Here is a 25,514-nt window from a genome sequence, read left to right as displayed (position 1 = left end):
GCAATCAAAGGTTTATGGAAAAGCTAGTTGTCGTCAATGTTGATTAACTTCTTCCCTCTGCACTCAGCTATTTTTTTGCTTATCGCTTTCCTCTCATTCAATGAAGAAACTTCACGCTTCAACGCCTGCTCATAATAGCTGATTGCTTTATCAAAATCTTCCTTCTTCTGATGATACTCCCCCAGGAAGAAATACGGAAGGTAACTCTGTGCATTATTGGCGACAAATACCTTCTCATCCTGCGGCGTGAGCGAAAGCGGCGCGTCCAGCATCACATATTTAGTGATTTTCTGCCTCACTGATTTAAATGCCTCAAACTTTTTATAATCCGCCGATTCCAGGAACGGGTCACGGTCGATTTCCAGCGAATCGAAGGACACAAATTGCCCGTGTTTCGCAAAAACGCTATTCAACTCATAACCAACAAACTCCCCCAACTGATAAGGCGGAGCTGATATCCAAAACTCCTTTTTGGCAGGTTTAAACACAATTCCGTGATGCGCAATAAGCTGGTTGAGCAGCTTGGAATTACCATAACCAATGAATTTGTCGTCGATGCCCTTCTGATCGCGCAGAATTTTGGCAGCCTGCCCAACATCCATCGGATACGAACGTTCCATCAGCTGCCTCATGCGGTCGAAACGAGATTTGGAATCTGTGTCTTTGATGTTGTTGATATTGACTGAATCCTTCGCAAATGCATTGCTTTGATAATGGTTGGCACAAACCAGAAAGTCCTTCCCGGAATCGTACACATCCATTTTCTGAGGCGATTTCTCGATGATCACCGCCTTGTCATCCGCCGCCGAGCCGATCAGGAGCGATTCTGAGACGAACGTTTCGCTTTTGGAAGCGATTTCCCGCGCTTCCCCGATGGTAGCGGCATATTGCAGGATTTCCCTGGCTAAAATCGAGATAGGTTCTTTCGCAGCGAATGGAATATCTGATTTAGAAGCATTTAAAGTAACTGCAATACCCTTTTCATTAATGCCGGAGACAACCCCGGTAAGTCCCGCCCATGCGTAGGAAGCAAATTTGTAGCCTTTGTCGGGATTCATGAAAACGATCAGCTTGTCCTCCGCAAACGCATCGCCCATATAGAAATCGAAATTCCGGGCAATGAGCAATGTGGAATCTTTGGTAAGGGCGTGGTTGACGGCGAAAGAAGTGCAGCCGACCATGTTCAGGTCCGTCAATGCGTGACCAATGTCGTGCGCGGCGTGGTAATTCAGAATACGGTAATATTTCGGTCCGATGTAGTTGAACTGATCGGAAAATGACTGCGCAACACCGTAGATCTCCTGCTGGTTTTCCTCAGGAATATATTTATAGATATCCCTGTTGAACCAGCCGACAAAACCTTTGAGTACTTGCAGAAAAGCGGCGCTGGGTATCATTTCCCTGATCCGCCCCACGAAATGCACTTCCTGCTTTTCCATCAGTTCCTTGGCAAGAATCCCGTAAATAAGGCCACGCTCGTACGGCGCCCCTTCGAGATACATTTCCCAGATCCCGTGCTTATTCTTGCGGAGCCAGTTGTTCCCGATACGGTAGTAGTTCTCTCCTACCCTGACACGCTTGTAACTTTCAACAGTTTTTGTACTTTCAAGTTTTGGAGCCGGGACTCTGATTCGCCACAGGAATAGCCCGAAGAGTATTCCGATGACCAGCAGAAAAATGGAGAATGCTTTGAGCGCAGAACGCAGTACTTTGTTTTTGGGCCACATAAAAATCAGCAGACGGGCGCGTTGAAATGCGACAGATCAGATTTCAAAATTAGCAATAAATGGGTATCGTTTCCATAAAAACCGTTTCACCCGTGTCAAAACTGGGAATCTGGCGTATGACCGAATCGTGGCAGGAACTGCGTCAAATACTGGAATTACCATCTTCCGAACAACAAACGCTGGAAACGATCGGCAAGGATACACGAAAACAGGAATGGCTGGCCTGCAGAGTCTTGCTGAAAGAAATGCTCGGACAAAACTTTCTGATCGGCCATGATTCAGAACGCAAACCACACCTGACAGGTAGTGACACGGAGCTATCGATCTCGCATTCGGGCGCGTATGTATGTGTATACCTCAACGAACGCGCGCCCGTGGGGGTCGACATTCAACAAATGAAGCCTTCCATTTCAAAGGGCTCTTTCTATTTCCTGAATGAGGAAGAACAGCAGTGGGTGGATCCGGAGAACAATCTGGAAATGCATCTTATATGGTCGGGCAAGGAAGCTGTGTTCAAATATGCCGGCGATGCGGCTGTCGATTTAAAAAAACATATTACGATAAATCCATTTTCAAGCAACCAAAATGGTCTTTTTGAAGTTAACCTGCAAAAAGCCAATACCCGGGAAACCGTGCTGGTCCGATTTGATTCATTTGAGGACTATGTACTGACCTGGACCATTTAACCTACCCTGTTCAACTACCTTAACCCGTTATGCACCGTTTCTTTACGCTCATCCTGGTGATCCTTGCTGCCAGGCTCTCTGCCCAGACGCCCGCTCTATCCTCCGGCGAAATTTTTCAGAACATCAAAAAACTGAATGTATTGGGTTCCGTGCTCTACATTGCAGCGCATCCCGATGACGAAAACACATTGATGCTCTCCTACTTATCCAAAGATCAGTTGGTCAGGACAGGTTATCTGTCGCTGACACGCGGCGACGGCGGGCAAAATCTGATCGGCTCTGAACAGGGCTATAATATCGGCGTGATCAGGACTCAGGAGTTGCTCGCGGCGAGGCGAATCGATGGCGCACAGCAGTTTTTCTCCCGCGCCTATGATTTCGGTTTTTCCAAGACGCGCGACGAGACCCTGAATTTCTGGGACCGTGATAAGGTGCTTGGAGATGTCGTATGGATGATCCGGAAGTTTCAACCCGATGTGATTATTACACGCTTCCCACCCGACCCGCGTGCAGGTCACGGTCATCACCAAACTTCTGCCTACCTGGCCGAGCAGGGTTTCAGCCTGGCAGCAGATCCGAAAGCCTACCCCGACCAGCTCAGATTTGTCAGGACATGGCAGCCTAAACGTTTGGTTTGGAATACATTCACGCCCGGATTTACCAACAAAGCGCCCAGTGAAGAAAAAAATCCGTTCATCTCCATCGAAATTGGCGGATACAACCCGGTACTGGGAAAATCCTACACCGAAATCGCTGCATTAAGCCGCAGCCAGCATCGTAGCCAGGGTTTTGGAAGCGCTCCGCAACGCGGAGCCAGGATCGATTATTTCCTGCACAAAGAGGGGATACCTGCCGAAAAGAACCTTTTTGATGGTATTGACATCAGCTGGAAGCGTGTGAAAGGCGGCGAAAGAGTACAGGCGCTGATCTTGGCGGCCATTAAAAATTATTCGGTAAACACGCCTTCAGCATCTATTCCGGAACTTCTGAAAATCAATGCAGAACTTAACAAGCTGGATTCAGCCAATATTTACATCAAAACCAAAAAGGAAGAAGTAAAGGAACTGATCCAGCAATGCGCGGGCCTTTGGTTTGAGACCAATCCGAATGATTTTTCGGGTGTCGCAGGGGAAGAAACACGAATTAATATCTCGGTTGTCAAACGGACCGCATACCCCGTAAAGCTCGTATCGCTTCGCTGGACAGGAAAATCGACCGATAGCTTACTCAACCTGCCGCTTGATGCAAATGAACTAAATGCATTCCCTAAAAAAGCACTGCTGCCTGTTTCATTGAAAACTAGCCAACCCTATTGGCTTGAAAAACCAATTGAAAGAGGCATTTTCCAAATCGACAATCAACAGGATATCGGCTATCCTGAAAACCGTCCCGAAACCAAGACTACCTATAAATTTGAAATCGGCGGACAGGAATTTGTTTTTGAAAGGCCGTGGGTCTACAAATCCGTTGACCCGGCGGAAGGAGAGATTTACAGGCCATTTGAAATCCGTCCTCTGGTCACCACGACGATCACCGAACCGGTTTTCATCTTTCCATCCATGGAGGCCAAGACAGTCAGCATTGTGGTAGAGGCGCAGCGGGCCAATGTAAAAGGTACCCTCAAACCGCAAATTCCGGCAGGCTGGAAAGCGATTCCTGAATCGGCAGAATTCAATTTAGCCAACAAATACCAGCAGCAATATTTCTCGTTCATCATTACCCCTCCTTCCGGAAACCAGGAGGCTGTCGTCAAGGCGGTAGCGACAGTAGATGGAAAAAACTATGACCAGTCGGTCAAAACAATTTCCTATCAGCACATTCCCAGCCAAACGATGTTTCCGGCATCGGAGGCAAAATTGGCCAAGGTTGATGTAAAAATCACAGCCAAAAATATCGGCTACATCGCCGGAGCAGGCGACGACGTGCCCACGGCTTTAAGACAAATGGACTGTCAGGTGACGATGTTGAATGAAGCTGGTCTGGCAAAAGACCTGAACGGCTATGATGCGATCGTCGTGGGCGTACGCGCGTACAACACGGAAGCATACCTGAACAATTATCAGGCAAAACTGATGGATTATGTCAAAAACGGTGGCACGATGGTTGTTCAATACACGATACCCGGCGGGCAAAAAGTGAAGCAGATCGGCCCGTTCAATATCGAGCTGGGTCGCGAAAGGGTTACTGAAGAAGATGCGGAAATGCATTTTTTGCAGCCAGAAAATTCTGTTTTGAACTACCCCAATAAAATCACACCGAAGGATTTCGATGGCTGGATCCAGGAACGCGGCCTGTATTTTGCGCAGGACTGGGATAAGAAAAACTATCAGGCGCTCTTCTCGGCCAATGATAAGGACGAAAGTGCCAAAGAAGGCAGCACATTGTACGCCCAATATGGAAAGGGCCACTATATTTACACAGGTTTGTCATTTTTCCGGGAACTCCCTGCCGGTGTAACGGGTGCATATCGCCTGTTCGCGAATATGATTTCGGTAGGAAAAAAGTAATTCAGTATTGAAGAAGGTGATTGTCAGGTGTTGTCAGAAATAGTCAGGTGTAGTCAGAGATAGGGCTATATCTAACAACACCTGACTATTTCTGACAACACATTACTACACCTGACTATTTCAACGCGACGACCAAGGCTTACTTGACGTTCTTTCTTCTATTGCGTTGAAAATCTTCCAGTACAAAGCCGCCCAGCCCTTGCAAATTGCTGTAATAGGCGCGACCGTTGTTGACCTGGGTGAAGTTCTGTACAAACTGTTTGAGGTAGGGATCGGTAGCGATCATAAAGGTCGTCACCGGAATATCCAGCCGGCGGCATTGCGCGGCAAGTGTCAGTGTTTTATTAATGATCTTTCTGTCGAGGCCGAAGCTATTTTTGTAATAGCGGATGCCTTCCTTAAGGCAAGTCGGCTTGCCATCGGTGATCATAAAGATCTGCTTGTTGCGGGTCTTTTTCCGGCGAAGGATATCCATCGCCAGTTCCAAACCGGCCACAGTATTGGTATGATAAGGTCCTACTTCCAGATACGGCAGATCTTTCAGCTGAATTTGCCATGCGTCGTTGCCAAAGACAATGATATCCAAAGAGTCTTTGGGATATTTCGTCCGGATTAGCTCCGCCAAAGCAAGCGCGACTTTCTTGGCCGGTGTGATGCGATCCTCGCCGTAAAGGATCATTGAGTGACTGATATCTATCATGACGACTGTCGCAGTGGTCGTTTTTTGCTCCCGCTCCACCACTTCCAGGTCGTTTTCCATCAGCATGAAATCACCAATGCCGTGGTTGACCTGCGCATTCTTGATCGACTCCGTCATCGAGATCTGATCCAGTGTGTCGCCAAACTGGAAATCCCGGATATCACTGGTAAGCTCATCCCCTGCACCCATGTGAGGCGTATGATGGTTACCCCCGGTTTTGGAGCGTTTCAACTTTCCGAAAATCTCATCCAATGCGCTCTTGCGAATGCTTTTCTCCGCTTTCGGTGTCATGATGAAACCTCCTTCCCCATCCTGCTTTTCCTCGGTAATGTATCCCTTCTTTTTCAGATCTTCGAAAAAATCGCCGATACCGTAGGAGTCATTCGTCAGGTTATATTGTCGGTCGAGCTGGCTCAGCCATGACATTGCCTCGCTGACATCACCGGATGTCATCAGCAGTAGCTGTTGAAAAATATCAAAAAGCTGGTCAAATTTACTGTTCGGCCCTTGTTCTGGCGGAATGTATTGGGTGAAACGATGTCCTCTCATGTCGGCAGGTATAGAAAACAGACGGCTACTTTCAAATGCAATCGAAAGTAGCCGTCAAGTCATTAAATAAGTTTCGAATTATGCCTCTTCTGCGCAGAATTCTTCGAAAGCCATTTTCAAATGTTCAGCAATCATCTGTGCCGAGCGGCCTTCGATGTGGTGACGCTCAACAAAATGGATCAGCTCCCCGTCTTTGAACAGCGCTACGGCCGGCGAAGATGGAGGGTATGGCAATGTGTACTCGCGCATTTTAGCGGTTGCTTCAAGGTCAGCTCCTGCAAAAACAGTTGCCAGGTGATCCGGTTTCACATCGCTGCTTGCCAGCGCCGCTCTCACGCCCGGACGTGCAGCACCAGCCGCACAGCCACATACCGAATTGATCACAACCAAAGCCGTTCCTTTGGTATTTTTCATGAAGTTATCGACTTCGTCAGCAGTTGTCAGATCCTGAAAACCGACGTTAACCAATTCGGCCTTCATGGGAGCCACTAATTGTGGTGGATACATATATTGTAATGTTTAAAAGTTGTTGTTACTATTTTTGTACTTCGGCGTTCGAAATATTGAAGAGCCGACGGCCGAAAGCCGAAGTTCTACATAAACCCAAGTTCCAGTTTGGCCTCCTCGGACATCATTTCTGTGGTATAGGGCGGATCGAAGGTCAACTCCACGCTCACGTCGTTCACACCTTCCACTTCCCTGATTTTCTGCTCCACCTCGCCGGGCAGCGTTCCTGCGGAGGGGCATGAAGGCGAGGTCAGCGTCATCGACACAAATACGTTATTGACCGGAAAGACTTTCAAATCGTAAATCAATCCGAGTTCGTAAACGTCAACCGGTATTTCCGGGTCGTAAACCGTCTTGATGGCCCTGATCACTTCTTCTTTCAATTCTGACTCTGACATCGCAAGTCTTGTTAATTGTTATGCATTCACTGATTTGGCCTGGAAAGCAAAGCCGTATGCTTTCATTTGTTTCAGCATCGCCGCCAGTCCGTTCGACCGGGTTTGTGCCAAATGCTGATGTAAACCGACTCTTTCCATGAAATATACGTCAGCTTTCGCAATTTCCTCGGGCGTATGCCCCGAAAGCACCTTCACCAGCATACTCACCAGCCCACGCACGATAATCGCGTCGCTATCCGCCTCGAATTTCAAAATATCGCCGTCCATGTACGCATTCAGCCACACCCGCGACTGGCACCCTTTGATAATATTTTCCTCGGTTTTGTATTGTTCTTCTAACGGCGGGAACTGCTTGCCGAGGTCGATAATGAACTCGTACTTGCTCTCCCAGTCATCAAACAATTCAAAATCCGAAATTAGTTCGTCCTGTGTTTCGTTTATCGTCATTGTAAAATTCGATTTTATGCTGTCGCTTTGCGTGTCTCGACCCAGTTGATCAGTGAATCTGCCAGTTCAATTCCCGCCTTTGAAATGTCGGCAAGACTATTGCCGTCATAACTCATCGCCAAATGCAATGTCTCGTAAGCTGCATTTAATGAAGTCAGGGCCTTTCTATCTACTTTCCCTAATTCCGCTTTATACCATTCAATGCTCTTCCTCCCCCTCCCTTTATTACCAAGTAATTCATCTAATGCGATCAGTACGCCGCAATAGGCCGAATGCCCGGCCAGTTTTACATATTTTTTGTCCTTATAAAACTTTCCCTCTTTTAACGCTTTGTCTTTAAGGATTTCCCTGGCATTGTTAAGATACCTTCTGGCTTCCTGCAAATTGTCTTTCATAATGTGTACATAGTTTAAAGTAAAACAATGCAGTAATTTAAAAAATTATCCCAACATCCGCTTCACCTTATGCAGGCCCTGAACGAGCTTGTCGATCTCCTCGATTGTGTTGTAAACAGCAAATGACGCACGCGAGGTTCCGGTAATATTGAAGCGGTTCATCAAAGGCTGCGTGCAGTGGTGGCCCGTGCGGACCGCAATGCCCTGCTGATCGAGCAATACGCCGATATCCTGGTGGTGAATGCCGTCGATAACGAAAGATAGCACGCTTACTTTCTCTTTTGCCTGACCGATAATCCTCAACCCTTCGATCTCCTTCACAGCCTCGGTGGCATATGCAAGCAGTTCGTTCTCGTAAGCAGCAATGTTTGGTTTACCCAAAGCATCTACATAGTCCAACGCGAATTTGGCAGCTACCACATCGGCGATATTGGGCGTACCAGCTTCAAATTTGTAAGGAAGTTCGTTATAAGTCGTTTTGGCAAATGTAACTTCCTTGATCATTTCACCGCCGCCACGGTAGGGAGGCATGGCATTCAGCAAATCGCGTTTGCCGTAAAGGATTCCCATTCCCGTTGGGCCGTATATTTTGTGCAGGGAAAGCGAATAGAAATCGCAATCCAGGTCTTGCACGTCAATTTCAATGTGAGAACTGGCCTGTGCGCCATCGATCAGGACTTTTGCACCTACTGCGTGGGCTTTTTGAATGATTTCCTTGATCGGGTTAATGGTACCCAATGCATTGGAAACATGCACGACGGACACAAATTTGGTCTTTTCTGTGAGCAGCTTCTCATATTCATCCATCAACAGTTCGCCCGCATCGTTAATCGGGATCACTTTGAGAATGCAGCCTTTCTCTTCGCAAAGCATTTGCCAGGGTACGATGTTCGAATGGTGCTCCATCGTCGAAATGATCACTTCATCGCCCTCTTTGAGAAACTTGCGGCCGTAGGAAGACGCTACCAGGTTGATACCGTCGGTTGTTCCGTAGGTAAAAATGATTTCTTCCGAATGTTCCGCATTCAAAAATGCCTGTAAACGCTTCCTCGACTGCTCGAATGCAGAAGTAGCTTTCTCAGCCAGATGATGGATACCGCGGTGGATATTGGCATTATAATGCTCATAGTAACCCGCCAGTGCGTCCAGTACCAGTCGCGGCTTCTGGGTTGTTGCCGCATTATCGAAATAGACGAGTTGTTTGCCATTAACGACTTCATTCAGAATTGGAAAGTCGTTTCGGATCGATGCAATATTGAGATTGTGGCTCATTGTAGTTCGTCATTTAAGAAAAATACCCAACCCCAAAAATGGCGGTTGGGTACCAGGAAATGTATTAATTCGGATATCTAAATCCGTTAAAAGCTATTTCGAAGCCAGCTTCTGGATAATCACATTTTCCAGATACTCACGGATCGAGTCGATCTTGATCTGAGAAACGACATCCGCACAGAATGCAAACATCAGCAACGACATCGCCTCCGGCCGGGAAATACCGCGGGACCGCATGTAAAACAATGCCTCCTCGTCGATCTGCCCGGTGGTAGTTCCATGCGAGCATTTCACGTCGTCAGCAAAAATCTCCAGCTGCGGCTTGGTATTCATCGTCGCATCGGGCGATAATACGATATTCTTACAGGATTGGAATGCATTGGTCTTCTGCGCATCCGGACGAACAAATATCTTCCCATTGAAAACACCTTTCGACTTATCCCTCAAAATACCTTTATACAACTCATTGCTTTCCGAATTGGGTTTCTGGTGGTCAGCAACCGTGTGATTGTCGACGTGCTGGGAACCATCCGGGAAGTACAAACCGTACATATGTGCATCGCAATGCTCACCGTCCAGGACGATATTCAAGTTGTTGCGCGTGAATTTGCCATTCAACGTCACAGTACCAGCGTAGAAATGCGAGCGGTCTAGCATACGCACCTGGGTAGTACCCACATGGTAGGCATTCTCGCTTTCATTCTGGACTTTATAATATTGCACATTGGCTTCTTCCCCTACCCGTATTTCCGTCACAGTGTTGGTGAACGACCGTTGTTCGCCCAGCGTCCTGAATGCTTCGGCGAGCTTCACATGGGAATTCTTTCCAACTGAGATGATATTGCGCGGCTGGCTACCTACATGCTGCTCGCGCGCATCGCTCACGAAACGGAGAATAATAGGGTGCTCGACCGACTGGTTATCCGGAATATGAATAAAGACACCATCCTGTGCGAATGCAGTGTTCAATGCCGTAAACGCATCCTCGGCATCTTTGGTAAGCTCATTGAAATGAGAAGCTACCAGGGCAGCATCCTTTTTGTAAGCTTGGGCCAGTGAACTGATCGTGATCTGCTCAACGGGGGAAATGATGGTCGAAAGGCTCTCATTGTAACGCCCATTGACAAAATACAGGATATTGGCTTCCTGACGGGGCACTTTCAGGTCTTCCAGTTCAGCAAGGCCAATGGAGCTTTCTGCATTAAAATCGTAAGAAACGCTGATCAGGTCCTTTACGTTGCTATATTTCCATTCCTCGTTTTTGATCGTCGGGAAGCCCAATTTTTCAAAACGGGCCAGGCCTGCACGCTTTTTCTGGTGAAATTCAGAAGATGCTTCACCATTCATGACAGCTTCACGGGCATGGAAATCCGTGATCAGCCTGGTTTTTAAATCTATTGTCTCGGTACTCATCGATAATTTGGTATGGTGCTTGGTTGGGTCAAGATTTAAATGCGACAATGTCTCTTTGCTTAACCAACCGCTTCAACTTCCGCTTTAATCCAGTCGTAACCTTTTTCTTCCAGTTCCAAAGCCAGTTCTTTCGGTCCCGACTTCACAATACGGCCTTTATACAACACGTGTACATAATCCGGCACGATATAATCCAGCAAGCGCTGATAGTGCGTCACCACGATCGTTGAACGCTCAGGAGAACGCAGCGAGTTAACGCCTTCGGCAACGATACGCAATGCATCGATATCTAACCCTGAGTCCGTTTCGTCTAGGATAGCCAGCTTGGGCTCGAGCACTGCCATCTGGAAAATCTCATTCCGTTTTTTCTCACCGCCGGAGAACCCTTCGTTCAATGCACGTTTCAGCAGCGAGTCGTTCATACTGACCAGCTTAGCCTTCTCGCGCACCATTTTCAGGAATTGCGCGGCATCCAGTGGGTTTTCGCCTTTATATTTACGGATTTCGTTTACCGCCGTCTTCAGAAAGTTAATGGTAGTAACACCGGGGATTTCCACGGGGTATTGGAATGCCAGGAAGATCCCTTCTGCCGCTCTTTCCTCAGGCGCCATTTCAAGAATATCCTTTCCGTCAAATACTACACTGCCACCGGTTACCTCATACTCTTCCCTTCCAGCAAGCACAGAGGCCAAAGTGCTTTTACCGGAACCATTCGGTCCCATAATCGCATGCACTTCACCCGGCTTGACTTCCAGATTGATGCCTTTCAATATTTCCTTACCTTCAATGGAGGCACGCAAGTCATTAATAGAGAGCATAACTAGATTTATACTTAAAAGATAGTTCGTGGTAATTTCCCGCAAAAGTAACACGCTTTCAGCGTAAATGAAAATGAGCGTCAATGTCTTAAAATACGGGCCACTCTTTTTGTACAACCTTTTTGACGGCCGCGTTGTTCCCTCGCGACAGATATTTGTCTATTAAACCCTCACAGAATAAATGAGTTGAAGAACGGCCCGTTTTTAATTACCGAAGAAACATTTACTTTGTGCCCCATGCGTTCCAAACACTTCATTTATGACCACTGACACCGCTCCCGGCCTCTCTATAAACGTTTCCTCCGAAACCGCCACCCTGAGGCGCCTTTTGATCCATAGCCCGGATCGCGGCCTGGGAAAGGTCGTACCGAGCAAGGCACAGGACTGGCTTTTCGAAGACATCGTACACCTCGACACCATGCGGAGAAAAGAGTATGATTATTATGTAAAACTCCTGCTCTTTTTTTTGGACCCCGTAAAAATCAAAGGAAAATTGGCTAAAATCAGTGCGGATGAGACCCGCTCGTTTTTTATTCCAGGAACAGAAAATTACTTTGCCTCAGACTATGTCGTCGACATTCAACGTCTGCTGGGGGAAATCCTGGAAGATGCCAACATAAGAATTAGGCTTACTGCGGCTATCTGCGGTATCGAAAGGTGCTCCTACCACATCCAGGAAGAGCTCAACAATTACGACGCCCACGAACTGGCACGGATTTTTATTTCAGGATCATGTTCGGATAAAAGAATGCTCTTTGCGCCGCTTCCCAACCTGATCTTTACGCGGGATATCGGCATTGTGATCAACGACCACATTCTGCTCAATAAGCCGGCCAAAACCGCCCGGACACGCGAGTCTATTCTGGCTCAGTTTGTATTCTTCCATCACCCCATGTTCGCCCACATTCGCGGAAACCTGATCGAAATACCTGAAAATGAGCGCCATTTTCTGCTCCCCGATGATGAAAAGGCAAGCGATTACCATCGCTGTACGCTGGAAGGCGGCGATGTCATGATGGTGGCAAAGCATCACCTCCTGATCGGCTGCAGTGAACGGACATCGATTTATGCAGCCCAGCAAGTGATGAAAATATTGTTTGAAAAAAATGTAGTTGAAAAGATTACGATTATCAAAATCCCTAAAAAAAGGGACTACATGCATATCGATACGATCTTCACTCAGGTAAAAACAAATGTCTGGGTACTGCTCGGATCACTCGCCCGCCTGGGCGATGAGGCCCGAAAAAAAGATGTGCTGCATTTTCTCGCTCCGGTGGATGCCAACAGGGAGTTCAGGATATTGCAGTTCACAAAAGGTAATGAGCAGCATCCGAAGGAGATAGAAAACCTGGAAGACCTTTTGACTGAAATCAGTGTTGAAGACCTTCACGCGACCGAACCGGTTCGCTTTATTTACTCCGGGGGAAACGAATTCCCTTTCGGTGAGCGGGAGCAATGGACGGACTCATGCAACCTGCTTGCTTTGCGCGACGGCGTCGTGATCGGTTACGACCGGAATGATAAAACGCTCGAAGCATTTAAAAAAGAAGGGTTCCGCGTGATCAGTGCAAAAAGGCTGCTTGAAAAATTCGAAGCCGGCGAGCTCTTCCCCGATAGTCTTGCCGATACATTCATTACATTGCCTTCCGCCGAGCTTTCCCGTGCCCGCGGCGGCTCGCATTGCATGAGCATGCCACTGCTCCGCGAAATTTGATCTTGTAATCGAGCTGTCTGAGTTGTAAATTTACCAGGACTTGTGAAGAAACGTTCTCGCCTTCCCGGTTCAGCCACTTTATCATCTACTCCTATGCGCGTCATCACTTCATCCGCCCAAATTCAGCCTCAGTCGACATGCCGGATCATGATGATCAGGCCGGTGCGGTTTGGTTTCAACGAAGAAACTGCCGGAAGCAACGAGTTTCAGCAGGAGTCCTTTGCACAGCAAACGAGAGATACCGCTCAACAGCAGGCACGGGAAGAATTCAATCTGATGATCGACCAACTGGAAAAAGCCGGACTGGAACTGCATATTTTCGATGATAACGATGATGAGGACCGGCCGGATGCCGTTTTTTCCAACAACTGGGTGTCATTCCATCAAAGCGGAAAGGTAGTGCTTTACCCTATGATGGCCCAAAACCGGCGACTGGAACGCAGGCAGGATATCATTGATACGCTCGCCGCAGATTTTAAAGTCGAAGAAATCATTGACCTCACACATTTCGAAGAACAGGGGAAATTTCTGGAAGGGACCGGGAGTATGGTTTTCGACCGGCGCTATAAAATCGCATATGCATGCCTGTCCCCACGTACGGATATTGATGTGCTTCACGCATTCGCGAATGCGCTTGGATATGAGATCATCGCGTTTTCGGCATCCGACGAGCACGACAAGCCCATTTACCACACGAATGTACTGATGTGCATCGGTGACATTTTTGCAGTCGTCTGCCTGGAAGCGATCAAAGATCCCGACGAAAGGCTGATGGTCAGGTCTGTTTTGGAGGAAACCAACAAGTATATCGTCGAGATCTCGCTGCAACAAGTGCGGCATTTTGCGGGCAACATGCTGATGGTGCGGAATACCAAGTCAGATAAATTCCTGGTCATGTCCACCCAAGCTTACGATTCACTGACAGCCAAGCAAAAACATATTCTCAGCGACTATGCCCGCTTGCTTCACACCGATCTCGCGGTGATTGAAGGGAATGGTGGCGGATCAGCACGGTGTATGATGACCGAAATTCATTTACCTGTCAAATAAAAAATGCTCCGTAACCCCGGAGCATTTTTTACTATTCCATAACCCTCATTAAATTATTAGTCTTTCAAATCAGCCTTCACTTTGGCAACTTTTTCCTTGGTGCTGGCTTTGAACTCGTCCCATTTATCGGCAGTTTCGTTCTGAGCCTTTTTCCAGGACGCCTGCAGATCCTCTTTCTCTCTGTTCAATTCTTCCTTGCGGACTTTCCATTTAGCCTTTTCCTTATCAGCGGCCTTGTCCATTTTAGCATCCGCTTCTTCTATTTTCCGATCGATCTTCCCGATCGCGTCGTCGATGTCCCTTTTTAGCTCATCCTTATCCTCCTTCACCTTAGCTTCAAAATCTGCCCCTGCTTCTTTGATATCCGCCTTGGCATCCGCCACATTCTCCTCCATATCGTTTTTAGCCTCTTCTACGGTTTCCTGAGCCGAGTCTTTGGTTTTATCAGAGCAGCTTGTGAGCGAGAATGTGCCGACCAGCATCATGGAGGCAACAAATACGGTGATCTTTTTCATGTTTTCGAGGTATTAAGTTTGCTTTAAATACAGATAATGAATGCTTGGCAAGCAAAAACCTTACCAGACATTCCCCAGCCTCATGGCACTGTTTATGTAGAAAATTCTTCTCACGCGCATTACATACGTTGAACTTCGCATCACATTGGCAGGTTAACCGGGTAGACTCCCGCTTGAAACTGTTGGCATTTATAAGCAGATTTGCATTTTATTGATATTCCCTAAACTCTTATGCTCAAATTCTCTATTCCCGGATTACTATCTGCCTTCGTGATTTTTACCGATTCCGGACATGTCCGTGCCCAAAGCGATACATTGCAAGCCCGGGAACTACGGGAAATCACCGTGCATGCGTTCGAATCCGCCAAGAACCCGCTTACCACGACTGCGACGGTAGGCATGCTTAGCCCGCGTTCATTAAACCGCTTTTCCAACTACACCTGGGCCAATGCAGTCAACACCATCCCCGGCGTACGGATGGAAGAGCGCTCCCCAGGCAGCTACCGCTTCTCGGTGCGGGGAAGCCTGATCCGCTCACCGTTCGGCGTTCGCAATGTCAAATTCTACTGGAACGGCATCCCGTTCACAGACGCTAGCGGCAACACTCCGCTCAACTCGGTGGACTTTGGCGCCATCCAGAGCATGGAGATCATTAAGGGACCCGGCAGCAGCATTTACGGAGCAGGCACAGGCGGCGTCGTACTAATGCAAAGCCGTCCCGAAAATGAATTTCAAAACCGGGTCGAGCAAAGCGTAAGTTTTGGCAAATACGGATTCCAAAGCCGGAACTCGACATTACAGATTGGTGACATTTCCATTCAATACGGTCATAGCGAACAGGATGGCTACCGCGCCCACAGTAACATGGTCCGCGACGCGATACGCATTACCTCCACGTCCAGGATCGGCGAAAAAGGCTCCTTATCGCTTTTAGGCATGTATTCCGACCTGTACTACCAGACTCCGGGAGGCATTAACCTGGCGCAGTATCAGACCAACCCCAAACTCGCCCGGCAATCGACACCCACCGTACCAGGCAGTCAGACGCAAAAGGCAGCCATTTATACAAGACTGGCTATGCTGGGCGGTAACTATGTGCTGACATTATCCGACTCATGGACACAATCCACTGCACTGTATCTGACCTACACTGATTTCGCCAATCCATTTATTTCCAACTTCGAGAAACGCGATGAAAACGGAATCGGCGGTCGGAACATTTGGCAGAACAAATCAGAATGGGGTAACATAAAAAGTAACTGGACCAGCGGTTTCGAATGGCAGTATGGAAAATCCGCGCAAAGAAATTACGACAACAAAGGTGGCGTAGCGGACAAACAGCAAACTGTGGAAGACATCCGGACTACGAATCTTTCGGTATTCAGCCAACTGGAAGCTATCGTACTCAGCGATCTGACACTGAGTGCCGGTTTGAGTTACAACACTTCCAAATATAAGTACGAGCGTTACTTCCCATTGCCTTTCAATGAGGATCAGAAAACATTCGATGGCATATTTATTCCCAGATTTGCAGCAAACAAAGTCATCGCCAGAAACTGGTCGGTTACCGCGTCTTACAGCGGTGGCTTCTCTCCTCCAACCTTGCAAGAAGTACGCCCATCGGCTGGCGGATTCCGGAAGGACCTGGAAGCAGAAAAAGGAAACAATACAGAGATCGGGATACGGAAAGCCGGAAAAGTCATTTCGGGGGAAATCAGCGTGTATCATTTCGGCCTGCGCAATGCCATCGTCAGAAGAGTGAATGAGGCCGGCGCCGAGTACTTCATCAATGCAGGAAAAACCAGGCAGAACGGCTTGGAATGGACCATCGCCTGGGACATTCTTTCGAACCCGCAATTACCGGCAATGCTCAAACTATGGAATGCCGGAACTTACACCAAATACACCTACGAGGAATTTCAACAGGCAGATGTGGACTTGAGTGGCAAGCTCATTCCGGGCATACCGCGTTTCTCGCAGACCACGGGTCTGGACATTTTGCTCAAATATGGCGTTTCAGCATTTGTAACCTACCAACACGGCGACGCATTCTACCTGAATGACGCCAACACTGTGAAAAACACGGCTTACAACCAATGGACAGCCCGCATAAGCTGGAAAAAAAGCTGGGGACACCACCTTTACAGTGAGTTGTCTGCCTCGGCCGAAAAAGTCAACGCAGGCATTTACAGCCTCGGCTATGACCTCAATGCCTTCGGAAACCGTTATTACAACGGTGCCCCGAAAAACAACCTCTGGGCCGGTTTGAAAATCGGTTGGGAGTGGCAGAAAAATTCGAAATAATGCATTTGTATATCCATATCCCCTTTTGCAGGCAGGCTTGCCATTACTGTGATTTCCATTTCAGTACCAATACAACCAATAAACGCGCTATCGTAGAGGCGATTGCGCGGGAAATCACCTTGAGGAAATCCTATCTGCCGGAAGCGGACATGGAAACCATCTATTTCGGCGGAGGCACGCCTTCGATGCTCGACGAAGCGGAGCTCGATTTGCTACTCAATACAGTCCATAAGCATTTCCATGTTACCCCGGATGCCGAAGTGACGCTGGAAGCAAATCCTGACGACCTCAGCCCCGAACGTCTGAAAAGGTTCTCCACAGAGGGCATCAACCGGCTTAGCATCGGGATCCAGTCCTTCCACGAGCCCCATTTGCGTTTGATGAACCGCATTCACACGGCCACGGAAGCAGAAAAATGTGTAGGACTAGCCCAGGACAGCGGCATCGACAACATTTCAGTCGACCTTATCTACGCCATCCCGGCAGAGGATCATAGCATTCTGCAGCAGGATCTTGAAAAAACTTTCCGGCTTGATGTGCCTCACATTTCGGCCTATTGCCTTACGATCGAGCCGCAGACCGCATTCGGAAGCTGGTTGAAGAAAAAGAAAATCAAGCCGATCGATGAAGAATTTGCCGCCCAGCAGTTTGAAATACTGGTAAAATCTCTCGCCGGGCACGGATACGAGCAATATGAGATCTCTAATTTCGCAAGGAATAGCCGGTACAGCCGGCATAACACCTCCTACTGGCAGCAACACCCTTACCTGGGCGTAGGCCCCAGCGCTCATTCCTATAATGGCGTCAGTCGCGAATACAACATTTCCAATAACGCCAAATACCTCGCTGAAATCGGTCGCATGGTCATACCTGCCACCGTGGAAATCCTCTCTCCGGCGGATCAAACCAATGAGTACCTGCTGACCGGGCTTCGCACCAAATGGGGGGTTGAACTGGAAAAACTCAAAAAGTTGTCCGGAGGCGCATTCAAGGCGCACGAAAACCGGGAACTGGAGGCAATGACCCGGAAAGGCTGGGTCAGGGAGGAGTCAGGGGTATTGATGCTTACCGAGGCCGGTAAATTGTTCGCTGACCGGATCGCAAGCGACCTATTTATTGATTAAATATCCGGTTCGCCGCCCCATGGCAACGAACCGGATATTCTCACTATAACAACTCCGCGTTCAATGTAATCTCCGCATTGAGCAGCTGCGAAATAGGGCATTCTTTCTTAGCCTTATCCGCAACCTGGGCGAACTGTTCCGCGCTGATCCCTGGCACCTGTGCTTTCAGATCGATCGCGCTTTTGGTAACCTGACCTTTAGCCGGATCGAGTGTGACGGTGGCAGTTGCATTCAGTTCGTCAGCGGTAAAACCGGCTGCATTAAGCTCAAAGCTCAATTTCATAGCAAAACAACCGGCGTGTGCAGCAGCGACCAATTCTTCGGGGTTGGTGCCTTTGCCATCCGCGAAACGCGTGTTAAAAGAATACTGGGTATTTTCCAGAACAGTGCTCTGTGTACTGATCGTACCTGTACCTTCTTTGCCGGTACCTTTCCAAATGGCTGTTGCTTTACGGTTAATCATCGTTGTTTCCTTTTAAAGTTTGGTTGATTCGTAAAAATCGTTGTTTTTGGGAAAAGTAGCATGGATGCGATATCTACGCAAGCGATTATATGATTAAAAAATACAATAATGTGTTACCGGTCTCAGTTCCAGTGTATGGTTACTTACGCGGCCGGGAGCGGCGTTTTTTAGTTAACAGAAGTTAATGCCCGATCCGGATTTAAACTTTATAATTGCATCACAATCTAAAAACATATTTTTAATCCAATTCCCAATTTAATTTCTCTCAAGTCATGAACAAAAAACTCTTGCCCCTGCTACTGATACTGGTCACATTGTTCCAAAGTTGCGAGGGACCGAAAGGTGACCCCGGACCGGAAGGAGGCGCCATCGATGTGACCGGCACTACTTTCGACCTCGTGGATGCCGATTTCACCACAGCCAACGAATTTCAGGTGAGCCTCTCTTTTGCCGCCGCCAAACTGACCGTGCTGGAATCCGATGCGGTACTGGTTTATATCCACTGGAACGATGTCGACTCGGGTGGTCAGACTCTGAAAGCTTATCGTCTGTTGCCTCAAACCGCATTCCTGGAGAATGGGATCCTGACTTACAATTTCGATAGAACCAAGAACGACTTTTCGATCTTTCTGGACGGCACCGTCAACCTGAATACCCTGGCCAGCGACTGGACCCAAAATCAGGTTTTTCGTGTCATCGTGATTCCTGCTGATTTCGCAGCCCGTACCAGCGGGGCGTTGGATTACAATGACTACAATGCAGTCGCAAAAGCGCTGAATATCGACGACTCCAAAGTCCGCAAAGTTTCGTTGCAGTAAAATTGAAAATTGCGGATAATTGGCTTTCTCAATTTTTTTTTATAAAATCCGGTAAAAATTACCGGATTTCTTTTTTTCAGTCTATGAAAATTGTCCTGAGCACACTGTTTATCGTTTTGACCGCGGCGTCTGCAATACAAGCACAAACCTTTACAGAAGAAACCAATCAGTATCGGAAAAAATATACGGAGGAATTTCTGCATTCCGATAACTCCCCGTTGAAAGAAGCCGATCTCCCGTATTTACAGTTCTACGCGCCGGACTCGACGTTCCGGGTGGAGGCCAGGTTTGAGAAGAGCAAGAGCAAATCGTTTGAAATGCCCACATACAGCGGGATCAATAAGACCTATGTCAAATACGGAGTTTTGAAGTTCAAAGTTCGCGGAAGGCGGCAAACGCTCACCGTCTACCGCAATCTGAGCCTGCAGACATTGGCCAAATACAAAGATTACCTGTTCATTCCATTCAAGGACAAAACCAGCGGTACCGAAACCTACGGTGGCGGGCGCTACCTCGATCTGAAAACGACCGATCTGAAGGACAATACCGTCGTACTCGACTTCAATAAGGCATATAACCCCTATTGTGCGTACAGCACGGGCTATAACTGCCCCATTCCCCCGATTAACAATCATTTGGCAATTCCCGTCAATGCCGGCGAAAAGAATTTTGCAAAACACCACGAACAGGCTCGGCTGAAATGATCAGTGCAAGCCTGTCCCTTTTTCCCTATTCTTCTTCTGAATATAGGGAAGCGTGATTATTTATCTCAAAATCCTGACCGCACCCAAATAAAAAAGCCTGGCTTTCGAGAAAACCAGGCTATGACTCATCAGGGAAGAACTACCCCTTGATAATTTCCTTTTGCTTCAAAATCCGCTCAAAAACCTTGATATCGTGTTCAGAGGTAAAAATATTGAACGGCAGATACAAGAACTGTCCTTTTGAGATCACAAGCACATACGCATCCTTGTCCTTATACCCTCCGATGATCTGTTCCCATTTCATGACGCTACCTTCCTTCTGGTTGAGCTTCATCAGAATCTGACGGTTGTCGATCTCGTATGAAAATTTCTCAAACATCGGCTTGTATTGCGCGAGCTGTGTAATCCCTGTGAACTGAATCAGCCAGAAAAGCACATACAGGATAGCCCCGACAAAGACGGTAATGTAAATCCAAAGGTTCGGATAAACGCCGGTGAGGTTTATGATCGCGTTGATCAGAATAATGGCCAGTGGGATAAGCCCCCATTTAAGCTGCGTTTTCAGAAAATAACGCATGGCCAGCGCAATGTATTTTTGGGTAGGTAAAGCGTACTTTTTAGTACGAACCGCGGCCGGGTTCGTAGGCATTTGATAGACGGGCTGGTGTTTGTTTACCGAAACTTTGGCCATAACTCAATTTAAATTAACAATCTTTTCTTCCTGTGGCGCCTGTTTATGCGAACGCCTTACGAAATGAAGTGCAAAGTTAGAAAAAAGCATCCGAGATATGAGAAAGCGCCGGAAATAAAAAGCAGTTGTGAGAATTTGGTGTAATTTGTCTTTACTAACTGCGTTGAACATTTGAAAAATGGCATTTTACGGCCATATTCGATGGCGATCACTGCAACACGATAATATCTGAGCTACATGAGTTTCCTTTTTCCGTCTTTCCTGTGGGGTTTGCTGGCTATCTCCGTACCCATTGCCGTCCACATTTTCAATTTCAGGCGGACAAAGAAGATCTACTTCACCAATGTAGCTTTCCTGAAAGCGGTCGAAACGCAAACACGGTCGGTGCGCCAGATCAAGCACTGGCTCGTTATGGCGGCACGTATCCTGGCGATCATTTGTCTTGCATTGGCATTTGCCCAACCCTTCATTCCAGCCAAAAACCAGCTCGCTGTGGATCGGAAAGGGATTACCAGCATTTATCTCGACAATTCGCTCAGCATGGAAAGCGAGTTGAACAATAAGCGTTATCTCGACATTGCGACCGGACGGCTGAGCGATTTGCTGGGCTTGTTCAAAAATGCAGCATCATTACAACTTGTCACCAATGACTTCTCGGCTCAGGAACAGGGCCTTTATCCTGCTGAGAAGCTACGCGACCGGCTTACCACGATCAATCTCTCGAATACGACCCGTACGCTGGAACAGGTTTACAAGCGCCAGGAAAATCTGATAGCCAGACATTCCCATGCAGGTAAAAATCAGCTTTTCTGGTTCTCGGATTTCCAGAAAAGTACCTCCGGCAACCTATCGGCACTCCAGACGGATACTACCAATCAAATTTTCCTGGTGCCCGTCCAGGCCGCAGCTGAAAAGAATGTCTTTGTAGATTCGGCATGGCTCAACACTCCATTCATCCGCGAACTGCAGAACAACATCCTGTTTGTGAAAGTGAGCAATTCAGGAAACCAGGAAGCCCGAAATGTCGTACTTAAACTTAGCCTGGATGGCACTCAAGCCTCCACAGCGTCGGTCAATGTACCGTCCAATGGCAGCGCCACCGCAAAATTCAATTTCAATCTGAAAGGCAAAGGTTACAAGAAAGGGCAGATCACATTCGACGATTTTCCGGTCACATTCGACAACAACTACTATTTTGTGCTAAATGCTTCACCGCTGATCCGGGTGCTTCATATATACGGTCAGAAATCGGAGGGAAACTACATTGAAAATGTGTATGCCAACGACAGCCTCTTCACGCTTCAGAGTTACAGTGCGCAGAATGTCGATCCGGGTCTGATCAAAGATTCGGATCTGGTTCTCCTGGAAGGGGTTAATGCGCTCTCCGGTACATTGCCCCAGGATCTGCAGGACTTCGTACGCGCCGGCGGAAGCCTGGCCCTGCTGCCTCCTCCGTCGCCTGCCGGTGATAGCTATGGCCGTTTTCTGGGGCCTTTCGGCATCAGTGGATTGAATGTTGGAAAAAGTGCCTCCTCACCGCTTCCCCTGGCTGTACCGGATCGTAACAATCCGTTTTTCAGTGACGTTTTTGAAGAGTCGGTCCGGGAAGAGATGAATCTGAATCTCCCGTCGGCAAACCCGGTATGGAATTGGGCTAACGCCGGGCAGTCATTGCTGACCCTTCGCAGCGGACAGGTCTACCTGAATCAACTAACGGCCGGCCTCGGCAAGGTCTATCTCTTTGCCGCTCCGCTTAACCAGGAATTCGGGAACATTGCCCAACATGCTATTTTTGTCCCGGTGATGTACAAGATCGCCGCTTCAAGCGTGCGGCAGCAAAGGACCTCTTATACGTTCGACGAGAGTCCCATCAACCTGCATATTGCAGATACAAAGCCTAATTCTGTATATAAACTCCGAAAAAACAACACCGAGATCATCCCTGTGCAGCGGATTACCGGCAATCAGCTCCTGCTCGAAATCCCCGAAGGCGATCAGCTTGGGGAAGGACTGGTAGCAGGATATTTCGAGCTCGTTCGCGATAACAAGACGGAGCAGATCATAGCGCTCAACCACAGCAACGCAGAATCCAAATTGCAGTACTACTCCCCCGCTGAACTACGGGCCGCATTTTCGGGCCGGAAAAACGTGCAGGTTTTTGATAAGATTGACGACGACTCATTCTCCACAGCATTTCAACAACAAAACATGGGTACCCATCTGTGGCGGTATTTCCTGTTTGCAGCGCTGTTTTTCCTGCTCGCGGAAATTGCCCTGATCAGGTTTGTAAGGTAGCGACCGGATATAAAGTCGGCCATCATTTTTATCTGACTCGTTTTTCCACCAATTTTGCTGGAAAATATAATACGATCAATGCTTTCATCCCGAATTGGAATTCTTGGCGGAGGACAACTGGGCCTGATGCTTTTGCAGGCGGCCGTAGACTGGAATCTGGACATCCACATACTTGACCCGGACGCCGACGCGCCCTGCAAACAAATTGCACCTCATTTTACCCAGGGTTCTTTACAGGATTATGACACTGTCTATAATTTTGGTAAAAACCTCGATGTGATCACCATTGAAATCGAGAAGGTGAATGTGGAAGCACTCGAAGCCCTGGAAAAGGAGGGAAAGAAGGTATACCCGCAGCCATCGGTAATCAGGCAGATTCAGGACAAACGCATCCAGAAACAATTTTACTCTGACCAGCAACTTCCCACAGCCGAGTTTATCCTCACCGAGGACCGGGAAGACACAGCCCGTTATGCATACTTTCTGCCCGCCTTTCACAAGCTGGGTAAAGATGGCTACGATGGCCGCGGCGTTCAACGCCTCGGTTCTGCGGCCGATCTTGATAAAGCCTTTGACAAACCGGGGCTTTTAGAAAAAGCTGTCCCCTTCGAAAAAGAGCTCGCGGTGATCGTCGCAAGGAACGCCAAAGGCGAGATAGAGACCTTTCCGACAGTAGAAATGGTGTTTCATCCGGAACATAATCTGGTAGAGTACCTTTTTGCTCCCGCACAAATTGATGAAACCGTCAATGCGAAGGCGCAGGCAATTGCCCGTAAAACAGCGGAGGCCTTCCAGATAGTAGGACTGCTGGCCGTCGAGCTTTTCCTGACACCAGATGGCGAGATCCTCATCAACGAGGTAGCCCCCCGTCCGCATAACAGTGGCCACCACACGATCCGCGCTAATGCAACCTCGCAATACGAGCAGCATTGGCGGGCTATCCTGAACCTCCCGCTCGGCAGCACGCATGCATACGGGCCGTCGGCGATGGTCAACCTGCTGGGTGAGGCCGGTTATGAGGGGCGGGCTATTTACGAGGGTATGGAAAAGCTGCTCGCGACCCCGGAGGTATTCCCGTTTCTTTACTGGAAGGCCACTACGAAGCCTTTCCGCAAAATGGGCCATATCACTATCATGGATTCGGACATCGAATCGCTGAAAGAAAAAGTAGATTTCGTAAAAAAGAACATTAAAGTAATCAGTAACAAAACCAAGCAATAATATACCAATGGTTGGGATTATCATGGGCAGCCTTTCGGACAGGAAGGTAATGCAGCTAGCCGCAGACGCATTGACGGAACTCGGCATTGCGTATGAAATGGAAATCGTGTCGGCTCACCGCACACCAGAGCGCATGATGGAATATGGCGCGTCGGCTCGCAGCCGCGGGTTACGGGTGATCATCGCAGGTGCAGGCGGTGCTGCGCATCTGCCCGGGATGGTTGCATCACTGACGTCCCTCCCGGTTATCGGAGTGCCGGTACTATCCAGTAATTCCATCGACGGCTGGGATTCAGTACTATCCATTCTTCAGATGCCCGCGGGTGTCCCCGTCGCGACCGTGGCATTGGATGGGGCCAGAAATGCCGGTATACTGGCTGCGCAGATCATCGGAGCGAGCGATCCGGAAGTAGGAAAAAGGCTCGATGCATTCAAAGAAAGCCTGAAAGAGAAAGTCGCGGTTATGAATGAGGAATTGAAAAATCAACTTGGAAACTAGGTTGTCTTTAGTATTTTCGTAGAAAATTAACTCCACTAAAAAATAGAATCCGGCCAGGTTATGGAAGACGAATTCCCTAAGAAAAGAAATGTCCGTCCCACTGAAAAGTCGAATTTGCCTATTGTAACGTTGCTGGTGTTGGTGCTACTGGTATTGGCGATGCTTTATGTTGGCTATGAGTATATTTCTGACAGTTCTTCCAGTTCCGAGGAACTTACATCGGTAGTTGTCGACTCCACAGTGGAAGAAACACCGGCTGAGCCAATCACAGATCAACCGGCACCATCCGAAGAACCGGCCGAGGAGTCCAAACCCGAGCCCGTCAAAGAGACCCCGAAAGAACCGAAGAAAGAAGAAAAACCAGCCATTTCGGCATCTTCTCTCGGTGGTGAACAAATTACGCATACCGTGCAAAGCGGCGAGACATTTTCGAGTATCGCATCCCGTTACAATCTCAAGACAGAAACCCTGCAGGGCCTTAATTCTTCTGTAACGGACGTGAAAGCTGGCGTAACAAAGTTAAAAGTGCAAGTAAAAGCAGTACATACCGTGGGTGCCGGCGACGTCCTCCGGGTTGTGGCAGGCAAATACGGTATCAGCAAAGAAGCTTTAATGAAAGCCAATGGCAAGAGCCGCGATTTTTCAGAAAGAGGTGAAAAGCTCGTCATTCCATTCCCCGACAAGAAATAGATCTGTT

Annotated in this window: 24 protein-coding genes; 12 read left to right on the top strand and 12 right to left on the bottom strand. The window is 48.1% G+C overall.

Going from position 1 to position 25,514, the window contains the following annotated elements:
• Positions 1-23: 23 nt before the first annotated feature.
• Positions 24-1,727 carry a C45 family autoproteolytic acyltransferase/hydrolase gene (locus BP71_RS24490; RefSeq protein ID WP_496384150.1) on the bottom strand — a complete coding sequence of 568 codons (1,704 nt, stop codon included), beginning with the start codon at positions 1,725-1,727 and terminating at the stop codon, positions 24-26.
• 92 nt (positions 1,728-1,819) lie between these two features.
• On the opposite strand from BP71_RS24490, the gene BP71_RS24485 reads away from it, so the two are divergent.
• Positions 1,820-2,413, top strand: coding sequence for a 4'-phosphopantetheinyl transferase family protein (locus tag BP71_RS24485; RefSeq protein WP_496384148.1), 594 nt, complete (start codon positions 1,820-1,822; stop codon positions 2,411-2,413).
• A 29-nt stretch (positions 2,414-2,442) separates the two neighbouring features.
• Positions 2,443-4,920 (top strand): PIG-L family deacetylase, encoded by a 2,478-nt coding sequence (locus BP71_RS24480; protein WP_496384146.1) that lies wholly within the window; start codon positions 2,443-2,445, stop codon positions 4,918-4,920.
• A 139-nt stretch (positions 4,921-5,059) separates the two neighbouring features.
• On the opposite strand, the gene BP71_RS24475 is transcribed toward BP71_RS24480, so the two are convergent.
• The 8 genes from BP71_RS24475 to sufC all read right to left on the bottom strand — a co-directional run bounded on the left by BP71_RS24475 (position 5,060) and on the right by sufC (position 11,419).
• Complete coding sequence (locus BP71_RS24475; protein WP_496384144.1) at positions 5,060-6,169, bottom strand: vWA domain-containing protein; 1,110 nt, start codon at positions 6,167-6,169, stop codon at positions 5,060-5,062.
• A 78-nt stretch (positions 6,170-6,247) separates the two neighbouring features.
• Positions 6,248-6,676 carry a BrxA/BrxB family bacilliredoxin gene (locus BP71_RS24470; protein WP_496384142.1) on the bottom strand — a complete coding sequence of 143 codons (429 nt, stop codon included), beginning with the start codon at positions 6,674-6,676 and terminating at the stop codon, positions 6,248-6,250.
• Positions 6,677-6,762: 86 nt separating this feature from the next.
• Positions 6,763-7,074: an SUF system Fe-S cluster assembly protein gene (locus BP71_RS24465; RefSeq protein WP_496384140.1), complete on the bottom strand. Its 312-nt coding sequence runs from the start codon at positions 7,072-7,074 to the stop codon at positions 6,763-6,765.
• A gap of 18 nt (positions 7,075-7,092) precedes the next feature.
• Positions 7,093-7,521 (bottom strand): SufE family protein, encoded by a 429-nt coding sequence (locus BP71_RS24460; RefSeq protein ID WP_496384138.1) that lies wholly within the window; start codon positions 7,519-7,521, stop codon positions 7,093-7,095.
• A gap of 14 nt (positions 7,522-7,535) precedes the next feature.
• Complete coding sequence (locus BP71_RS24455) at positions 7,536-7,916, bottom strand: DUF5618 family protein (RefSeq protein ID WP_496384136.1); 381 nt, start codon at positions 7,914-7,916, stop codon at positions 7,536-7,538.
• Positions 7,917-7,961: 45 nt separating this feature from the next.
• Positions 7,962-9,188, bottom strand: coding sequence for a SufS family cysteine desulfurase (locus tag BP71_RS24450; RefSeq protein WP_496384134.1), 1,227 nt, complete (start codon positions 9,186-9,188; stop codon positions 7,962-7,964).
• 93 nt (positions 9,189-9,281) lie between these two features.
• A complete protein-coding gene (sufD, locus tag BP71_RS24445) occupies positions 9,282-10,601 on the bottom strand; it encodes a Fe-S cluster assembly protein SufD (protein ID WP_496384132.1) in 1,320 nt (439 codons plus the stop codon).
• A gap of 59 nt (positions 10,602-10,660) precedes the next feature.
• Positions 10,661-11,419: a Fe-S cluster assembly ATPase SufC gene (gene sufC / locus BP71_RS24440; RefSeq protein ID WP_496384130.1), complete on the bottom strand. Its 759-nt coding sequence runs from the start codon at positions 11,417-11,419 to the stop codon at positions 10,661-10,663.
• A 259-nt stretch (positions 11,420-11,678) separates the two neighbouring features.
• Between sufC and BP71_RS24435 the strand changes: the two genes are divergently transcribed.
• Both BP71_RS24435 and ctlX read left to right on the top strand, forming a co-directional pair.
• Complete coding sequence (locus BP71_RS24435; protein ID WP_496384128.1) at positions 11,679-13,133, top strand: arginine deiminase family protein; 1,455 nt, start codon at positions 11,679-11,681, stop codon at positions 13,131-13,133.
• Positions 13,134-13,226: 93 nt separating this feature from the next.
• The gene (gene ctlX / locus BP71_RS24430) at positions 13,227-14,183 is read left to right on the top strand and encodes a citrulline utilization hydrolase CtlX (protein WP_496384279.1); all 957 of its coding nucleotides are present in this window, start codon (positions 13,227-13,229) and stop codon (positions 14,181-14,183) included.
• A gap of 56 nt (positions 14,184-14,239) precedes the next feature.
• On the opposite strand, the gene BP71_RS24425 is transcribed toward ctlX, so the two are convergent.
• Positions 14,240-14,698, bottom strand: a complete 459-nt coding sequence (locus BP71_RS24425) for a hypothetical protein (protein ID WP_496384126.1) — start codon at positions 14,696-14,698, stop codon at positions 14,240-14,242.
• A gap of 231 nt (positions 14,699-14,929) precedes the next feature.
• On the opposite strand from BP71_RS24425, the gene BP71_RS24420 reads away from it, so the two are divergent.
• Complete coding sequence (locus tag BP71_RS24420) at positions 14,930-17,002, top strand: TonB-dependent receptor (protein ID WP_496384124.1); 2,073 nt, start codon at positions 14,930-14,932, stop codon at positions 17,000-17,002.
• Positions 17,002-18,126, top strand: coding sequence for a radical SAM family heme chaperone HemW (hemW, locus tag BP71_RS24415; RefSeq protein ID WP_496384278.1), 1,125 nt, complete (start codon positions 17,002-17,004; stop codon positions 18,124-18,126). Before BP71_RS24420 ends, hemW begins: the two co-directional genes overlap by 1 nt.
• Positions 18,127-18,169: 43 nt before the next feature.
• On the opposite strand, the gene BP71_RS24410 is transcribed toward hemW, so the two are convergent.
• Positions 18,170-18,589, bottom strand: coding sequence for an OsmC family protein (locus BP71_RS24410; RefSeq protein WP_496384122.1), 420 nt, complete (start codon positions 18,587-18,589; stop codon positions 18,170-18,172).
• Between the two features lie 272 nt (positions 18,590-18,861).
• On the opposite strand from BP71_RS24410, the gene BP71_RS24405 reads away from it, so the two are divergent.
• Together BP71_RS24405 and BP71_RS24400 are read left to right on the top strand one after the other, a co-directional pair.
• Positions 18,862-19,407: a hypothetical protein gene (locus tag BP71_RS24405; protein WP_496384120.1), complete on the top strand. Its 546-nt coding sequence runs from the start codon at positions 18,862-18,864 to the stop codon at positions 19,405-19,407.
• Positions 19,408-19,490: 83 nt separating this feature from the next.
• On the top strand, positions 19,491-20,111 hold the full coding sequence (locus tag BP71_RS24400) for a DUF1684 domain-containing protein (protein ID WP_496384118.1): 621 nt from the start codon (positions 19,491-19,493) through the stop codon (positions 20,109-20,111).
• Between the two features lie 139 nt (positions 20,112-20,250).
• Here the strand turns inward: BP71_RS24400 and BP71_RS24395 are convergent, their stop codons facing one another.
• On the bottom strand, positions 20,251-20,802 hold the full coding sequence (locus tag BP71_RS24395; protein ID WP_496384116.1) for a YcxB family protein: 552 nt from the start codon (positions 20,800-20,802) through the stop codon (positions 20,251-20,253).
• Positions 20,803-21,039: 237 nt separating this feature from the next.
• On the opposite strand from BP71_RS24395, the gene BP71_RS24390 reads away from it, so the two are divergent.
• The 4 genes from BP71_RS24390 to BP71_RS24375 all read left to right on the top strand — a co-directional run bounded on the left by BP71_RS24390 (position 21,040) and on the right by BP71_RS24375 (position 25,507).
• Positions 21,040-23,097, top strand: a complete 2,058-nt coding sequence (locus BP71_RS24390; protein WP_496384114.1) for a BatA domain-containing protein — start codon at positions 21,040-21,042, stop codon at positions 23,095-23,097.
• 78 nt (positions 23,098-23,175) lie between these two features.
• On the top strand, positions 23,176-24,318 hold the full coding sequence (locus BP71_RS24385) for a 5-(carboxyamino)imidazole ribonucleotide synthase (protein ID WP_496384112.1): 1,143 nt from the start codon (positions 23,176-23,178) through the stop codon (positions 24,316-24,318).
• A 7-nt stretch (positions 24,319-24,325) separates the two neighbouring features.
• Entirely contained in the window at positions 24,326-24,817 is a 492-nt protein-coding gene (purE, locus tag BP71_RS24380; RefSeq protein WP_496384110.1) for a 5-(carboxyamino)imidazole ribonucleotide mutase, read from the top strand.
• 60 nt (positions 24,818-24,877) lie between these two features.
• Complete coding sequence (locus BP71_RS24375; RefSeq protein ID WP_496384108.1) at positions 24,878-25,507, top strand: LysM peptidoglycan-binding domain-containing protein; 630 nt, start codon at positions 24,878-24,880, stop codon at positions 25,505-25,507.
• Positions 25,508-25,514: the final 7 nt, after the last annotated feature.

It is taken from the genome of Dyadobacter ginsengisoli DSM 21015, from assembly GCF_059568735.1.
The sequence above is the reverse complement of the archived record's forward strand: the minus strand, read 5'-3'. Positions and strand labels throughout refer to the sequence as shown.